We start from the raw sequence: 18,830 nt of genomic DNA on the forward strand, positions 1-18,830 counted from the left end.
GAACTCCGCGGACCGGGCTGCCTCGCGGTCTTCGGCCACCTCCACCGGCAGCATCCCGGTGATCAGGGACCGCGCCCTGGATCCCCAGGCGGACAGTTCTGCCTCGGCAGAGACCCCGGCAAGCTCAGGGGAGCGGCCCGGCGCCAAGCGCAGCCTGGCCGGCACCGCGCGCAGGATCAGCGGGCTGCCCCGGCTCTGGGCGCGCTCGCTGCTGATCCGCGCGGTCTTCTTCACTGGGCTGCTCACCATGCTCAGCACCATGGCGGTGGCGGCCTTCCTGGTGCAGCAGGTCACCTCGGGGCTCTTCCAGGAGCGCTTCGACCAGGCCGAGCAGGAGGCCGCCGTCGGCCTGGACAGCATCCGGAGCAGCTTCGCGGCGCTGAGCACCACGAGCCGGTCGGAGGCGCAGCAGGACGTGTTGTCGATCCTGAATGAGGTAGACAATTCCACGGCGCAGATCCAGCGCGAATTCTCGCTGCAGCCTCTGGAGGTAGGAGAGAACCTCTACGTGGACGGCATCACGTCCCCCGGGCTCAGCGCGCAGGACATCTCCGAGGAGCTCGATGAGGCCGTGGCCGGTGGCACCGGGCAGTACTGGCAGGCCGTCTCGCTTGAACGCAATGGTGCCTCCGAGGTCCCCGGGGTGGCCTTCGGCACCCAGGTCGACATCCAGGGCAACCCCTACGCGCTCTACTTCGTCTACGACTTCTCCCCGGTCCAGGAGAACGTGGCGTTCGTGTTCCGGACCATGCTGGTCGCCGGGATCGCGATCCTGCTGATCAACATGGCCATCGCCGGCTGGGTCGCCCGGTCGGTGGTGCGCCCGGTCTCGCAGGCCGCCGAGGTCTCGGAGCGGATCGCCGACGGGCAGCTGGATCAGCGCCTGGCGGTGCGCGGGGAGGACGAGATCGCCCGCCTGGGCCTCTCCTTCAACCGGATGGCCTCGAACCTGCAGGAGCAGATCACCCGACTGGCGAACCTCTCCAAGATGCAGCAGCGCTTCGTCTCTGACGTCTCCCACGAGCTGCGCACCCCGCTGACCACGGTGCGCATGGCCGCGGAGGTGCTGCATGAATCTCGCGACGACTTCGATCCGATCAATCGGCGCTCCACCGAGCTGCTGCACCATCAGGTGGAACGGTTCCAGGCGCTGCTCTCGGACCTGCTGGAGATGTCCCGGTTCGACGCCGGCGCCGCCGAGCTGGCCACCGCCGAGGTGGATCTGCTCGCCCTCACCCGGGAGGTGCTGATCAGCTCGAAGCCGCTGGCCGAGAGCTCGAACACCCCGCTGGGCCTGGTGGTCCAGGGGGAGAACTTCATCGCCGAGGTCGACGCCCGTCGGATCAGCCGGATCCTGCGCAATCTGATCAACAACGCGATCGAACACGCCGAGGCCCGCCCGGTGGATGTGATCGTCTCCTCGAGCCCGACTGCGGTGGGCATCGCCGTGCGAGATCATGGGATCGGCATGAGCCCCTCGGAGGTCGCCCACGTCTTCGACCGCTTCTGGCGCGCCGACCCGGCACGGGCCCGGACCACCGGAGGTTCCGGGCTGGGTCTGTCCATCGCCACGGAGGACACCCGGCTGCATCAGGGAGCGCTGGACGCCTGGGGGCAGAAGGGCCAGGGTTCCTGCTTCCGGCTGGTGCTCCCGCGCCGCCAGTCGGTGCCCTACCGCGCCTCGCCCATGGCGCTGCCCCCGGTCTACCGGGCCACCGATCGGTATCGCATCGAGAACATCCAGGACCTCGGCGTCGAGGAGCCCGAGCACGACCGGGTCAACGAACAGGCGCTCTACCAGCCGAAGCGGGGTGAGGCATGATCCGCCGTCGGTTCTTCGCCCTGATCACCGCGCTGCTCGCCGTGATGCTCACACTCAGCGCCTGCTCTCCGATGCTGCCCACCGATGGGCCGGTGGGCACCTCGGCGCCGGAATCGAGCCGGGACCTCGCCTACGCCCTGGAGGCGCAGCCGCCGCAGACCGGAGCCAGCGCAGAACAGATCGTCTCCGGATTCATCCGCGCCGGGGCCGGCGCCCAGGACGACTACGCCATCGCCCGGGAGTTCATGTCTCCGGAGGCGGCCCGGGAATGGCGTCCAGACGCCCGCACCGTGGTCTACTCCTCCGAGCCTCCGGTGCTTGCCTCCGGAGACAACACCTGGAGCGCGCCCTTCCAGGTCGATTCGGTGGTGGACGAGGCCGGCATCCTGACCCGCCTGCCCGAGGACTCCACCGAGGTCATGGACTTCACGCTGGAGGAGATCGAGGGGGAGTGGCGGATCACCGAGGCCCCGGACGGCACCATGCTCAACGAGGGCAGCTTCCAGCAGGCCTTCCAGGCGCACACCCTCTACTACTTCGACCCGGAGCTGCGCTACGCGGTGCCGGACCAGCGCTGGTTCCTCAACCGTCCAGGGATCTCCTCGGAGATCGTCAGCGCGCTGCTCGCTGGGCCGGCGCCCTACCTGGAACCCGCCGTGGTCTCGGCCTTCTCCGATTCGGCCCAGCTCGAGCGCGCCTCGGTCCCGGTGGAGGACAGCATCGCCGCCGTGGATCTCGCACCGGAGGGTGTGGCCGACGCCGGGCCGGCTGAGCGTGCCCTGATGCAGGAGCAGCTGGAGCTGGCGCTGACCTCGCTGACCCGGATCAACGAGGTCGAGATCACCGTGGCGCAGAGCGAGCTCGACATCCCGGCGCGTGAGGACCTCCCGGAGGAGGACCGACTGGACATCCAGGTGGCCCCCGAGGTGGACTCCACCCAGGTGGGCATCCAGGACGACACCCTGGTCCGGCAGAACGATCAGGTGACCCTCTCGATCGGGAGCCTCCCCGACATCTCAGATCTCGACCCGCAGGCTCCGGCGTTCCCCGGGACCTCCTCGGAGGACGTCTTCGCCTTCCTCAACGGTGCTGGTGACCGGCTCTATCACCTGCGCCCGGAGCGGGCCGAGGACCCAGTGCTCGAGGCCGAGAACCTCACCCGGCCCTCGATGGACAACTACGGCTGGACCTGGACTGCCTCAGCCGAGGGGGAGGACGCCACCGTCCACGCGGTCGCCTATGACGAAACTCTGGAGCCGAACTCGACAGAGGTCAGCGCCGACTGGCTGGAGGACCGCACGATCACCTCGCTGCGCATCGCCCAGGACGGCGCCCGCGCGGCGATGATCCTCGACGACGACGGCGAGCGTGACCTCTACGTCGCCGGTGTCATCCGTGACTCCTCCGGGATCCCGCGCGGACTCGGACAGCCGATGCGGCTTGCGACCTCTGTGCAGCTCGAAGAGGTGCGCTGGCAGGGCCCCGATGCGCTCTACGTGTGGGCGAACTCCGAAGAAGAGCCGATGACCCCGGAACGGGTCACCCTGACCGGTTCCAACCGGGTGGACAGCCCGCTGCTGGGCCTGTTGAACATCTCCGCCGGTGAAGGCCAGAGCAATCTCTTCGCCGAGACCGTGGACGTTCCGTTCTACAACCTCTCCAGCAATGGGGAGACCTGGGTGGTCCTCGAGGACGTCGAGGTGCGCGATCTGGCCTTCCGGGGCTGAGCTGCTCCCGGAGGCGCGCCGCCGTTCTGAGACGGCGCCGGCCTGACGGGGTGCTGATCTGAGACGGCGCTGCTCAACCCGGCGCTGGTCGACCCGGTGCTGGTCGACCCGGCGCTGGTCGACCCGGCGCTGATCGACCCGGTGCCGACCTGCAACGGCGCTGCTTCTCCCCAGCCCGGATCGAGGCAGCCTCGCAGTGCCCGATCTCCCCAGCGCGGCTCGAGGCGATCCGACCGGATGCTCGCTCCGGCATGCTCACAGGATGACTCGAAGCTCCCCAGTCTCCGCCGAAATCGTCCGGGCCCTGGACCGGCTCTGGTTCGCTCCGCTGGGAGCCGGACTCCGGGCAGCTGTCTCCTCGGCGGCTGGGATGCTGTCTCCGGTGTGGTGCATCGGGTGCGCGGAGCAGGATGTGGTGCTCTGCCCGCCGTGTGCCGAAGATCTGCACCTGCTCACCCGTGCGCCCTTTGCGGCTGAAGAGCAGGCGCTGGCCCTGCCGCTGCTGCTCGAGGAGCAGGAGATGACCGTGCTGCCGGTCAGCGCGGCCGCCCGCTATGAGGCGCTGGTCGCCCGGTCCGTGCTGGCCTTCAAGGATCACGGGGCCATCGGTCTGGGCGCTGCGCTGGGGCCCGGGTTCGCCCGGGCGCTGCGCCTGGCCCTGGAGCGCGCCGCCGAGCCGGGGGCGCCAACGCCCGAGCCGACGCCCGAGCCGACGCCCGAGCCAGCGCCCGGGCCGGCACTCGGGCGAGCAGCCGGGGCCGAATACCTGGCGGAGCCCCGGCCAGCAGCTGGGCCAGCAACCGGACCAGAACCCACGCCCGAACCCGAGGCGGCACCGGGGGCGGAGCCCGGTGCGGCGCTGTCACGGGTCTGGTGGCTGGTGAGCCCGCCGCCGTCGTTGCGTTCCCGGCTGAGTCGAGGATTCGATCCGGTCCAGGTCCTGCTCCGGCACGCCCTCGGCGCCACCGGCGGCGAACTGGACCACCGGGGCCAGAGGCTGCGGCCCGGGCCGGGGCTGGTGCGACCCTCCCGCACCGCCACGCTGGGCACGCTGAACCCGCGGAACGCCCGGCAGAAGACCCGAGGCGCGCAGGCCAGGCGTCGCCGCTCGGTGGGCAGCATCGCCCTCACCCGGCGCGGCCGGGCGCTGCTGCCCGGTGCTCAGGTGCTGCTGGTCGACGATGTGCTCACCAGCGGATCCACGCTGGCTGAGCTGCACCGGGTGCTCTCCTGCGCCGGGGCGCGGGTCCACGGTGCAGCGGTCTTCGCCGCGGCCCCTGGACCTGGGGCTGCGATGGAATCTTCGCTGGTGAGAGCTTCGCCCGAGGCGTAAATGGTGACGTGGATCGCCCCGGGGAACTAGTCTGAGGTATGGGTACTTCTTAGAGTCCCATCGCAGCGGCGAGGGGAAGAGTGTTCCCGTCCCCGCTGTGTCTGATATCGGATACGAGGAGGACAGAATGACTCTGCAGGTCAACTTCACTGGCCGAAATATCGCGATCCCCGCCAGCTTCAAGGAGCACGTCGAGGGCAAGCTCGAGAAGATCGAGCAGCTCACCGATAAGGGGCATCGCCTGGAGATCAAGGTCTCCAGCGAGAACTCCCACCGCCGAGCCGACACCAGCATGACCGTGGAGCTGACAGTCATCGGCCGGGGCAAGGTCATTCGTTCCGAGGCGCAGGCCGGTGACAAGTTCGCCGCCTTTGAGATTGCCCTGAACAAGCTCACCGAGCGTCTCCGGCGCACCCTGGACAAGAAGAAGTCCCGCGCCCACGCCTCCCACAACGGGGCCGCCGACGTGGCCGCCGCCATGGCCAGCGTCCCGCCGGCCGCCACGGACCGCCCGCTCTATGAGCAGGTCCTCGACGCGGAGGCAGCCGATGATGTGCCGCCCACCGAGGATGCGGCGGAATCAAGCATCAAGATCCGGCGCAAGGTCTTCCCGGCCAAGCCGCTCAGCGTCGACGCAGCCGTGGACGCGATGGAACTCGTCGGCCACGACTTCTACCTCTTCGTGGACGCCGCCACGGGTCAGCCCTCAGCGGTCTACCGCCGCCGCGGCTGGACCTACGGAGTGATCTCGCTGGATCAGAACAGCAGTGACCAGCACGAGCCTGTGATCGAGGAGCTGGCCTACCAGGCCTCCTGAGCTTCTCGGCGACGCTTCCGTTGAGGGGCGGTTTCTCCGGGTGCTTCATCGCTGTATCGGTGAAGATGCTCGGAGAATCCGCCCCTCGACGCTGTGAGCTGTCTTCCAGTTCCGGGTCCGCTGAGCGGAGCGCGTAGAATGACAGATGGGGATCCATGCCTATCGTGGGTCTCCGCCGAACCAGTAGACACTGATGGAGAACTGGCTGTGCCCACTCTGCTTGAACGAATCCTCAAGACCGGGGAGAAGAAGGTCCTCAGGACACTGAGCTCCTATGCGGATGCCGTGAACCTCCTGGAGGACGAGTTCAAGGAGCTCAGCGACGCCGAGCTTCGCGCCGAGACCGAGCGATTCCGTGAGCGGCTGCGCGACGGCGAGTCGCTGAACTCCCTGCTGCCCGAGGCCTTCGCCACGGTGCGTGAGGCGGCAGACCGCACGCTGGGTCAGCGGCACTACGACGTGCAGCTGATGGGCGGCGCGGCCCTGCACCTGGGGGACATCGCGGAGATGGGCACCGGTGAGGGCAAGACCCTGGTGGCCACGGCGCCAGCGTATCTGAACGCGCTCACCGGCAAGGGCGTCCACGTGGTCACCGTCAATGACTACCTCGCGAAGTATCAGGCGGATCTGATGGGACGCGTCTACCGCTTCCTGGGACTCACCGTCGGGACCATCACCAACGATCTGAAGCCCGCCGCGCGCCGCGAGGCCTACGCCGCGGACATCACCTACGGCACCAACAACGAATTCGGCTTCGACTTCCTGCGCGACAACATGGCGCAGTCCCTGGACGATCTGGTCCAGCGTGAGCACCACTACGCGATCATCGATGAGATCGACTCGATCCTCATCGACGAGGCCCGCACCCCGCTGATCATCTCGGGCGCGGCCTCCGGAGACATCTCGCGCTGGTACACCGACTTCGCGACCTTGGTGAAGAAGCTGCACATCGACGAGGACTATGAGGTCGACGAGAAGAAGCGCACGGTCGGCGTCCTGGAATCCGGGATCGACAAGGTCGAGGACTATCTCGGCATCGAGAACCTCTACGAGACTCAGAACACCACCCTGATCCAGTACCTCAACAACGCGATCCGCGCCAAGGAGCTCTACCGTCGAGACACCGACTACGTGGTCTCCCAGGGCGAGGTGCACATCGTCGATGAGCACACCGGACGCATCCTCAAGGGCCGCCGCTACAACGAGGGGCTGCACCAGGCCATCGAGGCCAAGGAACAGGTCCGGGTCAAGCCGGAGAACCAGACCCGAGCCACGGTGACGCTGCAGAACTACTTCCGCAGCTACGAGAAGATCTCCGGGATGACCGGCACGGCCGAGACCGAGGCCGGCGAGTTCATGTCCACCTATAAGCTCGGCGTGGTCCCGATCCCGTCGAATCGTACTCGGCAGCGCGTGGACCACAACGACCTGGTCTATAAGAACGAGGTTGTGAAGTTCGATGCGGTGATCAAGGACATCGTGGAGCGCCACGAGAAGGGCCAGCCCATTCTGGTGGGCAGCGAGTCAGTGGAGAAGTCGGAGTACCTCTCCAAGAAGCTCGCCCAGGCCGGCATCCGCCACGAGGTGCTCAACGCGAAGAACCACGAGCATGAAGCCGCGATCGTCGCCCAGGCCGGCCGCAAGGGTGCGGTCACCGTGGCCACGAACATGGCAGGCCGAGGCACCGACATCATGCTCGGCGGCAACGCCGAGTTCAACGCGGTCCGCGAGATGGAGAAGCTGGGACTGGACCCGGTGGAGGACGCAGAGGCCTACGAGGCGCGGTGGGACGAGGTCTTCGACAAGGCCAAGGCCGAGACCAAGTCCGAGGGTGATGAGGTCCGCGAGCTGGGTGGGCTCTATGTGCTGGGCACCGAGCGGCACCAGTCCCGTCGCATCGACAACCAGCTGCGCGGACGTTCCGGGCGCCAGGGTGACCCGGGGGAGTCCCGGTTCTACATCTCTTTGACCGATGACCTGATGCGCCTCTTCAACCAGGCCGCTGCGGCCCGCATCATGAACTCCAAGGCCATGGACGACGAGATCCCGGTGGAGCACAAGTTCGTGTCTTCCGCGATCGCCAACGCCCAGCAGCAGCGTGAGGGTCAGAACACCGAGACCCGCAAGAACGTGCTCAAGTACGACGACGTGATGAACCGCCAGCGCCAGGCCATCTACTCCGACCGGCGGCGGATCCTGGAGGGCGACGACGTCCACGAGAAGGTGCAGCACTTCATCGAGGATGCGGTGAGCCTGATGATCGAGGAGAAGACCACCGCCTCCTCCTCGGAGGACTGGGATCTGGAGGCGCTCTGGGAGGAGCTGAAGTCGCTCTACCCGGTGTCGCTGAGCATCGAGGATCTGGTCGAAGAAGCAGGCGGCATCGATCAGCTCAACACCAAGATGCTCAAGCGGGAGCTGATCTCCGACGCCAAGGTCGCCTACGAGGCCAAGGCTGCCGAGATCGGCGAGACCGCGATCCGTCAGCTCGAGCGCCGGGTCCTGCTCAGCGTGATCGATGAGAAATGGCAGGAGCATCTCTACGAGATGGACTACCTGAAATCCGGGATCGGGCTGCGCTCCATGGCTCAGCGCGACCCGCTGGTGGAGTACCAGCGTGAAGGGTTCCTGCTCTTCCAGACCATGGCCGACAGTGTCCGTGAGGACTCGGTGCGGCTGCTCTTTAGCGCCGAGGTCACCGCGAAGGCTCCCGAGACGGCCACTCCGAACCTGCCCGGAGTCAAGGACGGTCGGATGTTCGCCGCCGGCCAGCGGCTTCGCGTTCCCGGACTCCAGGACACCACCGCCACCCAGGGCTGAGCCCGGAGCAGGCGGCTCATCCCAGCTCCATCGCGACGACGCGCCAGCGCCGCCGGTGGGCTTCGAGCCGAAGCGCGCAGGCCCGGATCCGGCGGCCGTCTCCGAACACCACCGAGACCTCCCAGGCGCCGCGGGTGACACGTTCGGCGCGCAGATGCCCGAAGGTCAACGGCTGGGGGCGAGGGATCGTCCTCGGCGACGCCTGCCGGGATCGCGCCGCAGGGTCCGGGGTCGCGTCTGCGCGTCTGCGGGTCTCAGCCAGCAGCGCGGCGCGCTCTGCCACCTTGTTCTGCACCTCGAGATCCAACCACCGCTGCAACTGCCTGGCCGGGCGCAGACCCTGCAGCACCTCTGTCGTCACCTGGCAGACGATCCGCGCGATCGCGCAGATCTGCCGGTGCTCCTCGCGATAGGTGGCCAGTGTGGTGGGTGGCTCACCCGGAGGTCGATGGGTCGCCGCGGGCTCGCGTTCTGCGCGCAGTCGGCGGATCAGTGCTGGAACCTCCTCCTCTCTGCGGAGCCGATAAGGCGATGCAGCGACGGGGGCCTGTCGTCGCCACGACGACCCCGGGGCCGCGACCACCGTGGTGCGCCCGGCCAGCTGGGGGTCACCGTCGAGGAAGGCGCGCAGCGCCGCCATGGGATCCTCCTGGGCTGCGCTGCGAGAGCCGGAAGTCGAGTAGGGCTGCGGTTCGGCTGGACTGACGGACATGATCTCTCCCTGTGGGTCGAATGCTCTGGTGCTGGTGCTGGTGCTGGTGCCTGTGCTTGTGAGGTGGTCGTCAGCTGCCCGGGACGGTCAGGATCATTCCCGGCAGGATGATGCCGGGATCGGCGCCGATCCGGTCGCGGTTCACTGCGTGCCACCGGGGCCAGCTTTCTGCGATCTCCCAATCGGTGGCGTCCGGGCCCAGGTGGTCCGCGGCGATGTCCCAGAGTGAGTCCCCAAGGCGCACCACGATCTGCTCCGGTGCCGAGGTGTCACGCTGCGGCAGGCCCTGAAGCCGCTCAGCACCGGGCAGCTCGGGGATGAAAAGGCCCGACGGCGGCTGTGTCGGGTCTGCCCGCCGCTCCGGGTCTGGGTGCCGATCTTCTTCAGGCGCATGGCTCACCTCATGCGCGGCACGGATCTCTGACGCGGTGCGGATCTCTGACGCGGTGCGGGTCTCAGACGCGGTCCGGATCTCTGACACCACGCCGGGCTCAGTCATCACGGGCCGGGTGGGTCCGGGCCGGGTCACCTCACCCGGCCCGGCGGGGTCGAACAGCACCGAGTCTGCACCCCCGATGCTCTGCCCGGTTTCGGTCGCGGTGGATCGGGGCCAGGCATCGGCCGCCACACTGCTCAGTCCCAGCCCCGCGGCCACCACCAGTGTGGCGCTGCGGCGCATGAACTCAGGGCTGAAGAGCGCCAGCCGTCGTTCCAGCTTCCAGGCACCGCACCGTTGGGCAAGCTGCTGAGCCAGGACCGCGAGCACCGCGACGGTGGTGGCGCCACTGACGCACAGTCCCGCCGCGGCAGCGAGGAGCCCGAGTGCCGTCTCTGCGGCATCGATGCCGTGCTGGTGCTGCAGCCGCGCAAAGGATCCCTCGAGATCGGGCTGCCCCGCGAGGATCACCGTGCCGAAGTGCCACAGTGCGGGTCCGCTCCCGATGAGCGCGATGCTCAGGAGCAGGTCTCTGAGCCGGGTCTCCGAGACGAAGCCGCTCGACGTCGAAATGTCAGCTGGTGTTCTGGTCATATCCATGGAACCCATCCCGAGTTTTTTAGTGCTGTTTGATAACGCTGGGTGTATTTAGAGTGTACCGAGTTGTCCCGGGTCTTCAAGAGGGTTCGGGAGGAGTCCTGTAGCCTCAGCCCAGGCAGCAAGTCACGGAGGTGAGACCGGAATGCGCTGGGAAGCACTCTTTGCCGATCTCGAGACACAGCTGGAGGCGGCGCAGACCGCTGAGTTCAATGCAGCGCTGGCCGAGGCATCCCGGCTTGAAGCGTCTCGGGTGGAGTTCGCCGAGCGTCTGCGCGCGCATCGGCATCGAGAGCTGGGTCTACACGTCTGGGGTGGTCAGCGGCTCGATGTGCGGATTCAGGCGGTCGGGTCCGACTGGCTCTCGGGCGCTCTCCCGCAGCACAGCGTCCTGGTGCCGCTGAGGAGCATCCTCGCGGTCGAGGGAATGGCTCGCGCGGCGGCCCGGAGCGAACCCAGCGCGGCCCGACGACGTCTGGGCATCATGGCGCCTCTGCGCAGCTTGGCCCGGGATCGGGCGCAGGTCAGCGTGATCGGGGTGCACGGGCTTCTGGCCGCGGGGCTGATCGCGACCGCAGGCCGGGACTTCGTCGACATCGCGCCGGTGAGTGCGGAAGGGATGAGCCGGGCCGACGCCGGGCGCGCGGCACGCACCATCCCGCTGCACGCCGTGGCATGGTTCCGCGGCGAGGGGCCTGATCTGGACTAGTCGAGCCCCCGACTCAGGACGCGGTGGTGCGCGGGGTGTGTTCTTGCGGTGTCCCCGGTGCGGGGGTGGAGGCGGTTGCAGAGCGGGATTCGCGCTGCGCCGCGTACTGGCGCTCGATGTACTCGTCGAGCTTGGCCTCCTCGACCCGCCACTGACCGCGACCCCCGATCTGAATCCCCTCCAGGTCCCCGGTCTTGATCAGGGCGCGGGTCTGCGACATGGAGATGTTCAACGCCTCCGCCACATCAGGCAGGGTCAGGAACCGTCGCATCGTGATCCTCCGTGTTTCGACGTGTCGTTTGGTGTCGTTTCTCCCATTCTTCCACGTCTGAGTCCTGAGGCCAGAGTTCTGCACCCCGGAGATGCGATCGGCCTTATGCACAGATTTCACCGGACCCGTTGTCTTCTGAGGAGCCGGTATCTACGCTGATGCCTGTGCGCCCGTGACGGCGGGCCGTCAGCCAGGGAGACACCATGCCTGAGCCCCAGTCCACGCGGAGCCCCGATTCCAGGCCGCAGCCGCCGCACTCCGCCGCGTCGCGGCCCGGGCCTGGAGCCCAGCGGCTGCGCGCACCGAGCTGGCGGGATCCGCGGCTGCTCGTCGGGGTGCTGATCGTGGCGCTCTCCGTCTCCGGTGTGATCGCCCTGGTGACCACACAGAATCGCACCACCCCGGTCTACGCGGCAGACCGGCTGCTCGCCGTGGGGGACCGGCTCTCCGTGGAGGACCTCCGCGTGGTCCAGGTCCAGATCGATGAGCTGTCGGAGGCATATCTCCCTGTCAGCAGTGCACTGCCGGAGGACGCCGAGTTCATCGCCATGGTCGATGAGGGAGAGCTGATCCCTCGCCGTGCTGTGGCCGAGGATGATCCGCAGGGACGTCAGGCGATGACGATCACAGTGGAGCACACCCTCGCCAGGGGCGTGGAGCCAGGTCGACTGGTCGACGTCTGGGCCGCAGACGCGGGAGCGCTGGGCGCACAGGAGGAGGTCGAGGTCGAGCAGCTCGCCGCAGGCGCCCAGGTCTCAGAGATCACCGAGTCCAACACCACCTTCGGCACGCAGGAGCGGGTCACCGTCGAGCTGCTGGTGGACCCTGAGGAGCTGCCTGCGCTGTTGGGCGCCACCAGCTCTGCCTCCACGCTGTCGGTGGTCCCGGCCGGGGCTGCGGGGGAGCCGGACCCAGAACCAGCAGCGGCGTCGGATCCAGATTCAGACTCAGATACGGACCTAGACTCAGATTCGGACCCGGATACAGAACCGGATTCGGACCCAGACCCGGAGGACGAGACCTAGATGGGCAGATGCTCCGTGGTCACCATGGGCCGACTCGGTGTGGACCACATCGCCGCAGTAGAAGGGCTGCAGGGCCCGGTCTCGATCGATCGTCGCTGCGCTGACCTGCCCGAGCTCATCGCGGTGTGCCGCGCGGGCCGAGCCGACGCCGCGCTGATCATCGGGGACACCGATCAGCTCACCGCCACGGTGCTCCACGAGCTCCAGGGGGAGGGTCGGAACGTCGTCGTCATCTCGCACATCGCCCAGGAGCGGGGGCGCCTGCAGCGACTCGGTGTGCGCAGCTTCCCCGACGAGGTCAGCGCATCGGATCTGGCACTGGCCCTGAGGGGAGTCCAGGCAGCCGAAGACGCAGATCCGGGTTCGGCCGGTCCCACGCCGGGTCTCAGCAGCGGTTTTCCCTATGCGGCAGCCCAGGTGCACCACCGCCGCGAACACCCGAGCCCAGAACAGTCCAGCCCAGAACCGTTCCTTCCTGAGCGGCCCAGCCCCGCGGCGCGCCGCGACGCGATGGCAGACGGTCGCAATGCTGCGCCAGCCGAGACCGCGATTTCAGCCGAGACCCCAGCATCGGCAGGGGCGGCCGCGGCGAGAGAGACGGCTGAGGCAGCAGAGACCACCCAGGCCAGAACCGCGGCAGAGTCCAGAATCACGGCAGAGTCCAGATCCACGGCAGCGGCGGTAGCCGCGACAGGGACCGTCACCACGACGGAGACCCGTGCCGCCGTGGGGCTCGGGGATCTCCACGGTGCGGCGTTGGCGAGCGGGTCCGGCAGCGCCGGTGGGATCACTGTGGTCTGGGGTGCCCCGGGCAGCCCCGGCCGCAGCACCGTGGCGGTGAACCTGGCAGCCGAGCTGGCCCTGCACGGGAGCTCAGTGCTGCTGCTCGACGCCGATACGGTGGCGGCGTCGCTGGTGGCCCAGCTGGGTCTGATGGAGGAGACCGCCGGCCTGGCACGGGTCTGCCGAGCCGCTGACCTGGGCCGGCTCGACGTCGCCGCGATGCACGCTGCCACCACGGTGGTCCAGATCGGCGGCGTCCGGCTGGACCTGCTCTCCGGGCTCCCGCGCTCCCAGCGCTGGCCGGAGCTGCGGGAGCGCAGCCTCACCGCGGTGCTCGAACTGGTCCGCGTCCACTACGAGCATGTGATCATCGACGTGGCAGCCCCGGTGGAGGAGGACGAGGAGCTCAGCTTCGACACCGCAGCGCCGCAGCGCAACGCGGCGACCCTGGCCTGCCTGCGCCTGGCTGAGAGGCTGCTCGTCGTCGGCGCGGCGGATCCGGTGAACTTTCCGCGCCTGGTCAAGGCGGTCGAGGCCCTTGATCCCAGCCTCGGCGGCGTCCCGGGGGTCCAGCCGGAGGTGGTCATCAACAAGGTGCGCAGCGAGGTGATAGGACGTTCCCCGCGGGACCAGCTCAGTCAGACCTGGCTGCGGATCGGCCCGGACGCGCCGATCGCGGCGTTCCTGCCCTGGGACCCGGCCGGCTGCGATGCCGCCCTGCTGACCGGGCAGATCCTGGCCGAGGCGGCCCCGAACTCGCCGCTGCGCCGGGGCATCGCACGGTTGGCCGGCGTCGATCTTCCGGTGCGCCGGCGCGGCCTGCTCCGCAGCGGCAGACGGTAGGCTGAGCGGCACAGGCAACGCGCAGCCGGCCCTACTGGGCGCGGGTCTGCGCGCACTTCATATCAGCAGAAAGAGCGAGAGCACCTATGCCCGCCGAGACAATTCTTTGGACCAGCAATGACGCCGATCTTGAGACATTGACCGATGCCTACTACGCCCATATCGCCAGCGAGGACCGCCAGCAGGTCAGCGCGGAACGTCAGCAGCAGCGGGTGCGGGAGCACCTGCAGCTGGCTGAGACCCGGACCGACTCCTCACCGGTGGTCCACGTGGTCGGCGTCGGCGGTCAGAGTCTGGTGCAGGTCGTCACCGATGACATGCCCTACCTGGTGGACTCAGTCACCGCCGAGGTGACCCGGCACGGCCACGGCATCTCCCTGGTGGTGCACCCGATCCTGCTCAGCAGCCGCAGCACCAGCGACGGTGGGCTGGTCTCGGTGAAATCCCTGCCCTCCGAACACCGCGGGGTCTCCTCGGGGGACACCCAGACCCTGCCCAACCTCAGGGCCATCTTCGACGAGCAGCACCTGGTCAAGATCGAATCCTGGATCACCATCGAGCTGGACCGCGTGATCTCGGAGGAGGACGCGCAGACCCTGGTCAGCGGGCTGCACCGGATCCTGCATGACGTGGAGGTCAGCCACCGGGACCAGGACCGGATGATCGCCCGGGTCAAGGACGCCGGGGGATCGCTGCGGCAGGCCGGCGATCTGCCGGAGTCTCAGGAGTCCTCCGATCTGCTGCAGTGGATGGGCGCCGGGAACTTCCTGTTCCTGGGCTACCGGGAATACGAGCTTGCCGAGTATCCCGACGGCTCCGTGCACCTGGACCCGATCACCGGTACCGGCCTGGGGATCCTCGCCGATAAGAACGGCAAGCCGATCACCCGGCGCTCCACCGAGCTCTCCGCCGCCGGCCGGCAGCGCGCCGGACAGCGCCGCGCCCTGGTCATCACCAAGGCCAACTCGCGCTCCACGGTGCGCCGACGCACCTATATGGACTATGTGGCGGTGAAGACCTTCCACGCCGACGGCACGGTCAAGGGTGAGCGCCGGTTCATCGGGCTCTTCAGCGAGCGGGCCTACAGCGAATCCATCGTGAACATCCCGCTGCTGCGCTCCCGCGCCGAGCAACTGCTGCGCCGTTCCGGGTTCGCCCCGGACTCCCACTCCGGCACCGACCTGATGCAGATCCTCGAGACCTATCCGCGCAACGAGCTGCTGCAGATGGAGATCGATGAGATCGAGCAGGCCACCTGGCAGATCATGCAGCTCCAGGAGCGGCGCCGGGTCAAGCTGTTCCTGCGCCGGGACCACTACGGACGGTTCATGACCGCCCTGGTCTACCTGCCCAGGGACCGTTACAACACTGCGGTGCGCCGACGGATCGAGCAGGAGCTGCTGGACTACATCCAGGCGGAATCCATCGACTTCAACGTCCGGCTCACCGACTCGGTGCTGGCTCGGGTGTTCTTCCGGCTCCGCCTCGCCGACGACGCCGCAGAGCCCGCCGGCACCGTGCAGGAGCTGGAGCAGCGGCTGGCCCGGGCGGTGCGCTCCTGGTCTGAGGGAATCGCTGCCGAGGCGCGGGAGCGCTACTCGTCGTCCCAGGCCCACGACGTCGCCGCCCGCTGGGGCGAGGCGTTCCCGGATGACTACCGGGTGCTCTACGAAGTCCAGGACGCGCTGGCCGATGCCGCCCAGTTCGAGGCTCTCGAGGCGGCCGTCGCCGAGGGTCATCCTGTGCCGCGGATGAGCTTCTACCGCTCGGGGGACGGTGGCGCGGCGGACATGCGGCTCAAGCTCTACCTCACCGAGCCCAAGACGCTCACCGACACCCTCCCGGTGATCGATGACTTCGGTCTCGAGGTCCTCGACGAGCGCTCCTACACGCTGCACTGCCCCGACGGGGCGACCTTCCATCTCTACGACCTGGGACTGTTCTACCCGGAATCGGTCGACGCGGAGGCCACCATCGGTCTGCTCCAAGAGGCCTATCAGCAGGTGCTGATCGGCCGCGCGGAGTCCGATGTCTTCTCGCAGCTGGTGCTGCGTCTGGGGCTGAGCATCCGAGACGTCACCGTGCTGCGCGCCTACGCCAAGTACTACCGTCAGCTCGGCAGCACCAACTCCTACAGCTTCGTCGCGGACTCGCTGCTGGCCAACCCGGAGATGGCGCTGGCGCTGGTGGACTACTTCCAGACCCGATTCGATCCCGACCTCGAAGGGGACCGCCAGGCGCAGAGCGCGACGGCGCGGGAGCGGGTCATGGAGGCTCTGGAGCAGGTCCGCACGTTGGACGCCGACCGGGTGCTCAGCGCCCTGCTGAACCTCATCGACTCCACGGCGCGCACCAACCTCTACCAGAACCGGGACTGGCTCTCGCTGAAGCTGACTCCGGAGACCATCGACGCCGCGCCCGCCCCGCGCCCGGCGCACGAGATCTGGGTCTACTCCCCGCAGGTCGAGGGCGTGCACCTGCGCTTCGCCAAGGTCGCCCGCGGCGGGCTGCGCTGGTCCGACCGCCGCGAGGACTTCCGCACCGAGGTTCTGGGCCTGGTCAAGGCGCAGATGGCCAAGAACGCGGTGATCGTCCCCTCCGGGGCCAAGGGAGGCTTCTTCCCCAAGCAGCTGCCGGACCCGACCGCGGACCGAGGGGCCTGGGCCGAGGCCGGCAAGGAGGCCTATAAGGTCTTCATCCGCGCCCTGCTGGACATCACCGACAACCAGAGCGAACAAGACGGGCAGATGGTGATCACCCACCCGGAACGGGTCGTGCGCCATGACGGCGACGACGCGTACCTGGTGGTCGCCGCGGACAAGGGCACCGCGACCTTCTCCGACACGGCCAACCAGATCAGTCAGGAGTACGGGCACTGGCTCGGCGACGCCTTCGCCTCCGGTGGTTCGGTGGGCTATGACCATAAGGCCATGGGCATCACCGCCCGGGGCGCCTGGGAATCGGTGAAGTCCCACTTCTCCGAACTCGGCCTGGACACCCAGCAGGAGGACTTCACCGTCATGGGCGTCGGGGACATGGGCGGTGATGTGTTCGGCAACGGGATGCTGCTCTCCGAGCACATCCGGCTCGTCGCCGCGTTCAACCACCTGCACATCTTCATCGACCCGGACCCCGACGCCGCCGCCAGCTTCGCGGAGCGTCAGCGGCTCTTCACCGCCCAGCGCTCCGGCTGGGGGGAGTACAACCTGGAGCTGATCTCCGAGGGTGGCGGGGTCTTCTCGCGCACCGCGAAGACCATCGAGATCACCGAGGCGATGCGTCGACGCTTCGACCTGCCGGAGTCGCAGAGCCGGCTCACACCCCCAGAACTGATCAATGCGCTGCTGAAGGCTCCGGTGGACCTCTTCTACAACGGCGGCATCGGGACCTATGTGAAAGCCTCCACGGAGACCCACGAGCAGGTCGGGGACCGTGCGAACAACGCGATCCGGGTCGACGGCGCACAGCTGCGCGCCCGGGTGGTCGGGGAGGGCGGCAACCTGGGCCTGACCCAGGCCGGACGGATCGAGGCGGCCCAGAACGGGGTGCTGCTGAACACCGACGCGATCGACAACTCCGCGGGGGTGGACTGCTCAGACCACGAGGTCAACATCAAGATCCTGATCGATCAGCTGGTGGACTCCGGTCACCTCGACGCCGCGGAGCGCAGCGAGCTGCTGAGCTCGATGACCGAGGACGTCGCCGCCCTGGTGCTGGAGACCAACCGGGACCAGAACGCCCTGCTGATGACCGATCGGCACCGGGTGGGTGAGTGGTCACCGAGCTTCCAGCGGCTGATCAGCTGGCTCGAGGAGACCGTCGGGCTGGACCGGGACCTCGAGGTGCTCCCGGATGATGACGGCTTCGCGGAGCGCGCGGCCAATGATCAGCGGATCCTCACCTCCCCGGAGCTCTCGGTGTTGGCCGCCTACGCCAAGATCCAGCTCAAGTCGGCCCTGGTGGAGAACTCCGTGCCCGACGACGACTGGTTCGAAGACACCCTGGCCCACTACTTCCCGGCCGCGCTGCGCGAGCGGTTCCAGGATCAGCTCTCCCGGCACCCGCTGCATCGCGAGATCATCGCCAATGTGCTGGCCAACGAGGTGATCAACGTCGGCGGCGCCGCGTTCGTGTTCCGCGCCATCGAAGAGACCTTCGCCGCGGAGGAGCAGGTGGTCCGGTCCTTCGTGGCGGTGCGCGAGCTCTTCGCCCTGGAAGACTTCGACGTCGCCATGCGCGAGCTGCCGGTGAGCTTCGACCGGGATGCCTGGGCCAACACCTACCGGGACATGCGCCGGCTGCTGGACCGGGCGGTGCGCTGGTTCATCAACCATGTCAGTCGCGGCACCTCGGTGCGCGAGGATGTGGAGACCTACGCGGAGCACATCGCCCCGCTCTACGGCGAGCTCACCAGCTATCTGCGCGGGGAGGACCGCCGTCGGGTCGACGAGCTGCACGCCGAAGCGCTGCAGGCGGGCATGCCCGAGCAGCTGGCCACCTGGGTGTCCCAGCTCTTCGAGGCCTTCTCGCTGCTGGACATCGCCACCCTGGCCCGGGACCTGAAGCTGGACTCCCGGGAGGTCGCCGGGGTCTACTACGCGGTCTACGCCGACTTCAGCGCAGACTCGCTGCTGAACCGGATCACCAACCTGCCCCGGCAGGACAAGTGGCAGGCGCTGGCCCGCGGCGCTCAGCGCGACGAGCTCTATGGGGCGATGGCAGACATCACCCGGGCCGTGCTCGAGGCGACCCCCTCGGATGCGGAGCCCGAGCAGCGGCTGGAGCAGTGGAAGCAGGCCAACGGCGCCAAGCTGGCCCGCGCCGAGAAGCTGGTGGACGAGGTGGACGCGCTGGCCGATGACAACATCGCCTCACTGACCGTGCTGCTGCGGCACCTGCGGGGCCTGATCGACTCGTGAGCCGTCGTCGTCTGCT

The 18,830-nt window shown here is 68.2% G+C and carries 12 protein-coding genes; 9 read left to right on the plus strand and 3 right to left on the minus strand.

Annotated features, from left to right (window positions below):
- The first annotated feature begins 58 nt into the window (after positions 1-58).
- The 5 genes from mtrB to secA all read left to right on the plus strand — a co-directional run bounded on the left by mtrB (position 59) and on the right by secA (position 8,519).
- On the plus strand, positions 59-1,822 hold the full coding sequence (gene mtrB / locus HNR11_RS07855; protein WP_343050619.1) for an MtrAB system histidine kinase MtrB: 1,764 nt from the start codon (positions 59-61) through the stop codon (positions 1,820-1,822).
- Positions 1,819-3,549: an LpqB family beta-propeller domain-containing protein gene (locus tag HNR11_RS07860; protein WP_179441839.1), complete on the plus strand. Its 1,731-nt coding sequence runs from the start codon at positions 1,819-1,821 to the stop codon at positions 3,547-3,549. Before mtrB ends, HNR11_RS07860 begins: the two co-directional genes overlap by 4 nt.
- A gap of 262 nt (positions 3,550-3,811) precedes the next feature.
- Positions 3,812-4,882: a ComF family protein gene (locus HNR11_RS07865; RefSeq protein WP_179441840.1), complete on the plus strand. Its 1,071-nt coding sequence runs from the start codon at positions 3,812-3,814 to the stop codon at positions 4,880-4,882.
- Positions 4,883-5,009: 127 nt separating this feature from the next.
- On the plus strand, positions 5,010-5,699 hold the full coding sequence (gene hpf, locus HNR11_RS07870; protein ID WP_179441841.1) for a ribosome hibernation-promoting factor, HPF/YfiA family: 690 nt from the start codon (positions 5,010-5,012) through the stop codon (positions 5,697-5,699).
- Positions 5,700-5,906: 207 nt separating this feature from the next.
- The gene (gene secA, locus HNR11_RS07875; protein WP_083504777.1) at positions 5,907-8,519 is read left to right on the plus strand and encodes a preprotein translocase subunit SecA; all 2,613 of its coding nucleotides are present in this window, start codon (positions 5,907-5,909) and stop codon (positions 8,517-8,519) included.
- Positions 8,520-8,535: 16 nt separating this feature from the next.
- Here the strand turns inward: secA and HNR11_RS07880 are convergent, their stop codons facing one another.
- A complete protein-coding gene (locus HNR11_RS07880) occupies positions 8,536-9,231 on the minus strand; it encodes an Rv3235 family protein (protein ID WP_179441842.1) in 696 nt (231 codons plus the stop codon).
- 70 nt (positions 9,232-9,301) lie between these two features.
- Positions 9,302-10,261 carry a LysM peptidoglycan-binding domain-containing protein gene (locus HNR11_RS07885; protein WP_179441843.1) on the minus strand — a complete coding sequence of 320 codons (960 nt, stop codon included), beginning with the start codon at positions 10,259-10,261 and terminating at the stop codon, positions 9,302-9,304.
- 148 nt (positions 10,262-10,409) lie between these two features.
- On the opposite strand from HNR11_RS07885, the gene HNR11_RS07890 reads away from it, so the two are divergent.
- Positions 10,410-10,973 (plus strand): hypothetical protein, encoded by a 564-nt coding sequence (locus tag HNR11_RS07890; RefSeq protein WP_179441844.1) that lies wholly within the window; start codon positions 10,410-10,412, stop codon positions 10,971-10,973.
- A gap of 13 nt (positions 10,974-10,986) precedes the next feature.
- Here the strand turns inward: HNR11_RS07890 and HNR11_RS07895 are convergent, their stop codons facing one another.
- A complete protein-coding gene (locus HNR11_RS07895) occupies positions 10,987-11,244 on the minus strand; it encodes a helix-turn-helix domain-containing protein (protein WP_179441845.1) in 258 nt (85 codons plus the stop codon).
- Between the two features lie 203 nt (positions 11,245-11,447).
- Here HNR11_RS07895 and HNR11_RS07900 point away from each other — a divergent pair, with 203 nt between their 5' ends.
- From HNR11_RS07900 to HNR11_RS07910, 3 genes are all read left to right on the plus strand, one after another.
- On the plus strand, positions 11,448-12,269 hold the full coding sequence (locus tag HNR11_RS07900) for a hypothetical protein (RefSeq protein WP_179441846.1): 822 nt from the start codon (positions 11,448-11,450) through the stop codon (positions 12,267-12,269).
- Positions 12,270-13,895, plus strand: coding sequence for a CpaE/TadZ family protein (locus tag HNR11_RS07905; RefSeq protein WP_179441847.1), 1,626 nt, complete (start codon positions 12,270-12,272; stop codon positions 13,893-13,895). It begins immediately after the preceding gene.
- Positions 13,896-13,981: 86 nt separating this feature from the next.
- Positions 13,982-18,814, plus strand: a complete 4,833-nt coding sequence (locus tag HNR11_RS07910) for an NAD-glutamate dehydrogenase (RefSeq protein ID WP_179441848.1) — start codon at positions 13,982-13,984, stop codon at positions 18,812-18,814.
- Positions 18,815-18,830 lie beyond the last annotated feature (16 nt).

The organism is Nesterenkonia sandarakina, assembly GCF_013410215.1.
In the GTDB taxonomy this organism is placed as follows: Bacteria; Actinomycetota; Actinomycetes; order Actinomycetales; family Micrococcaceae; genus Nesterenkonia; species Nesterenkonia sandarakina.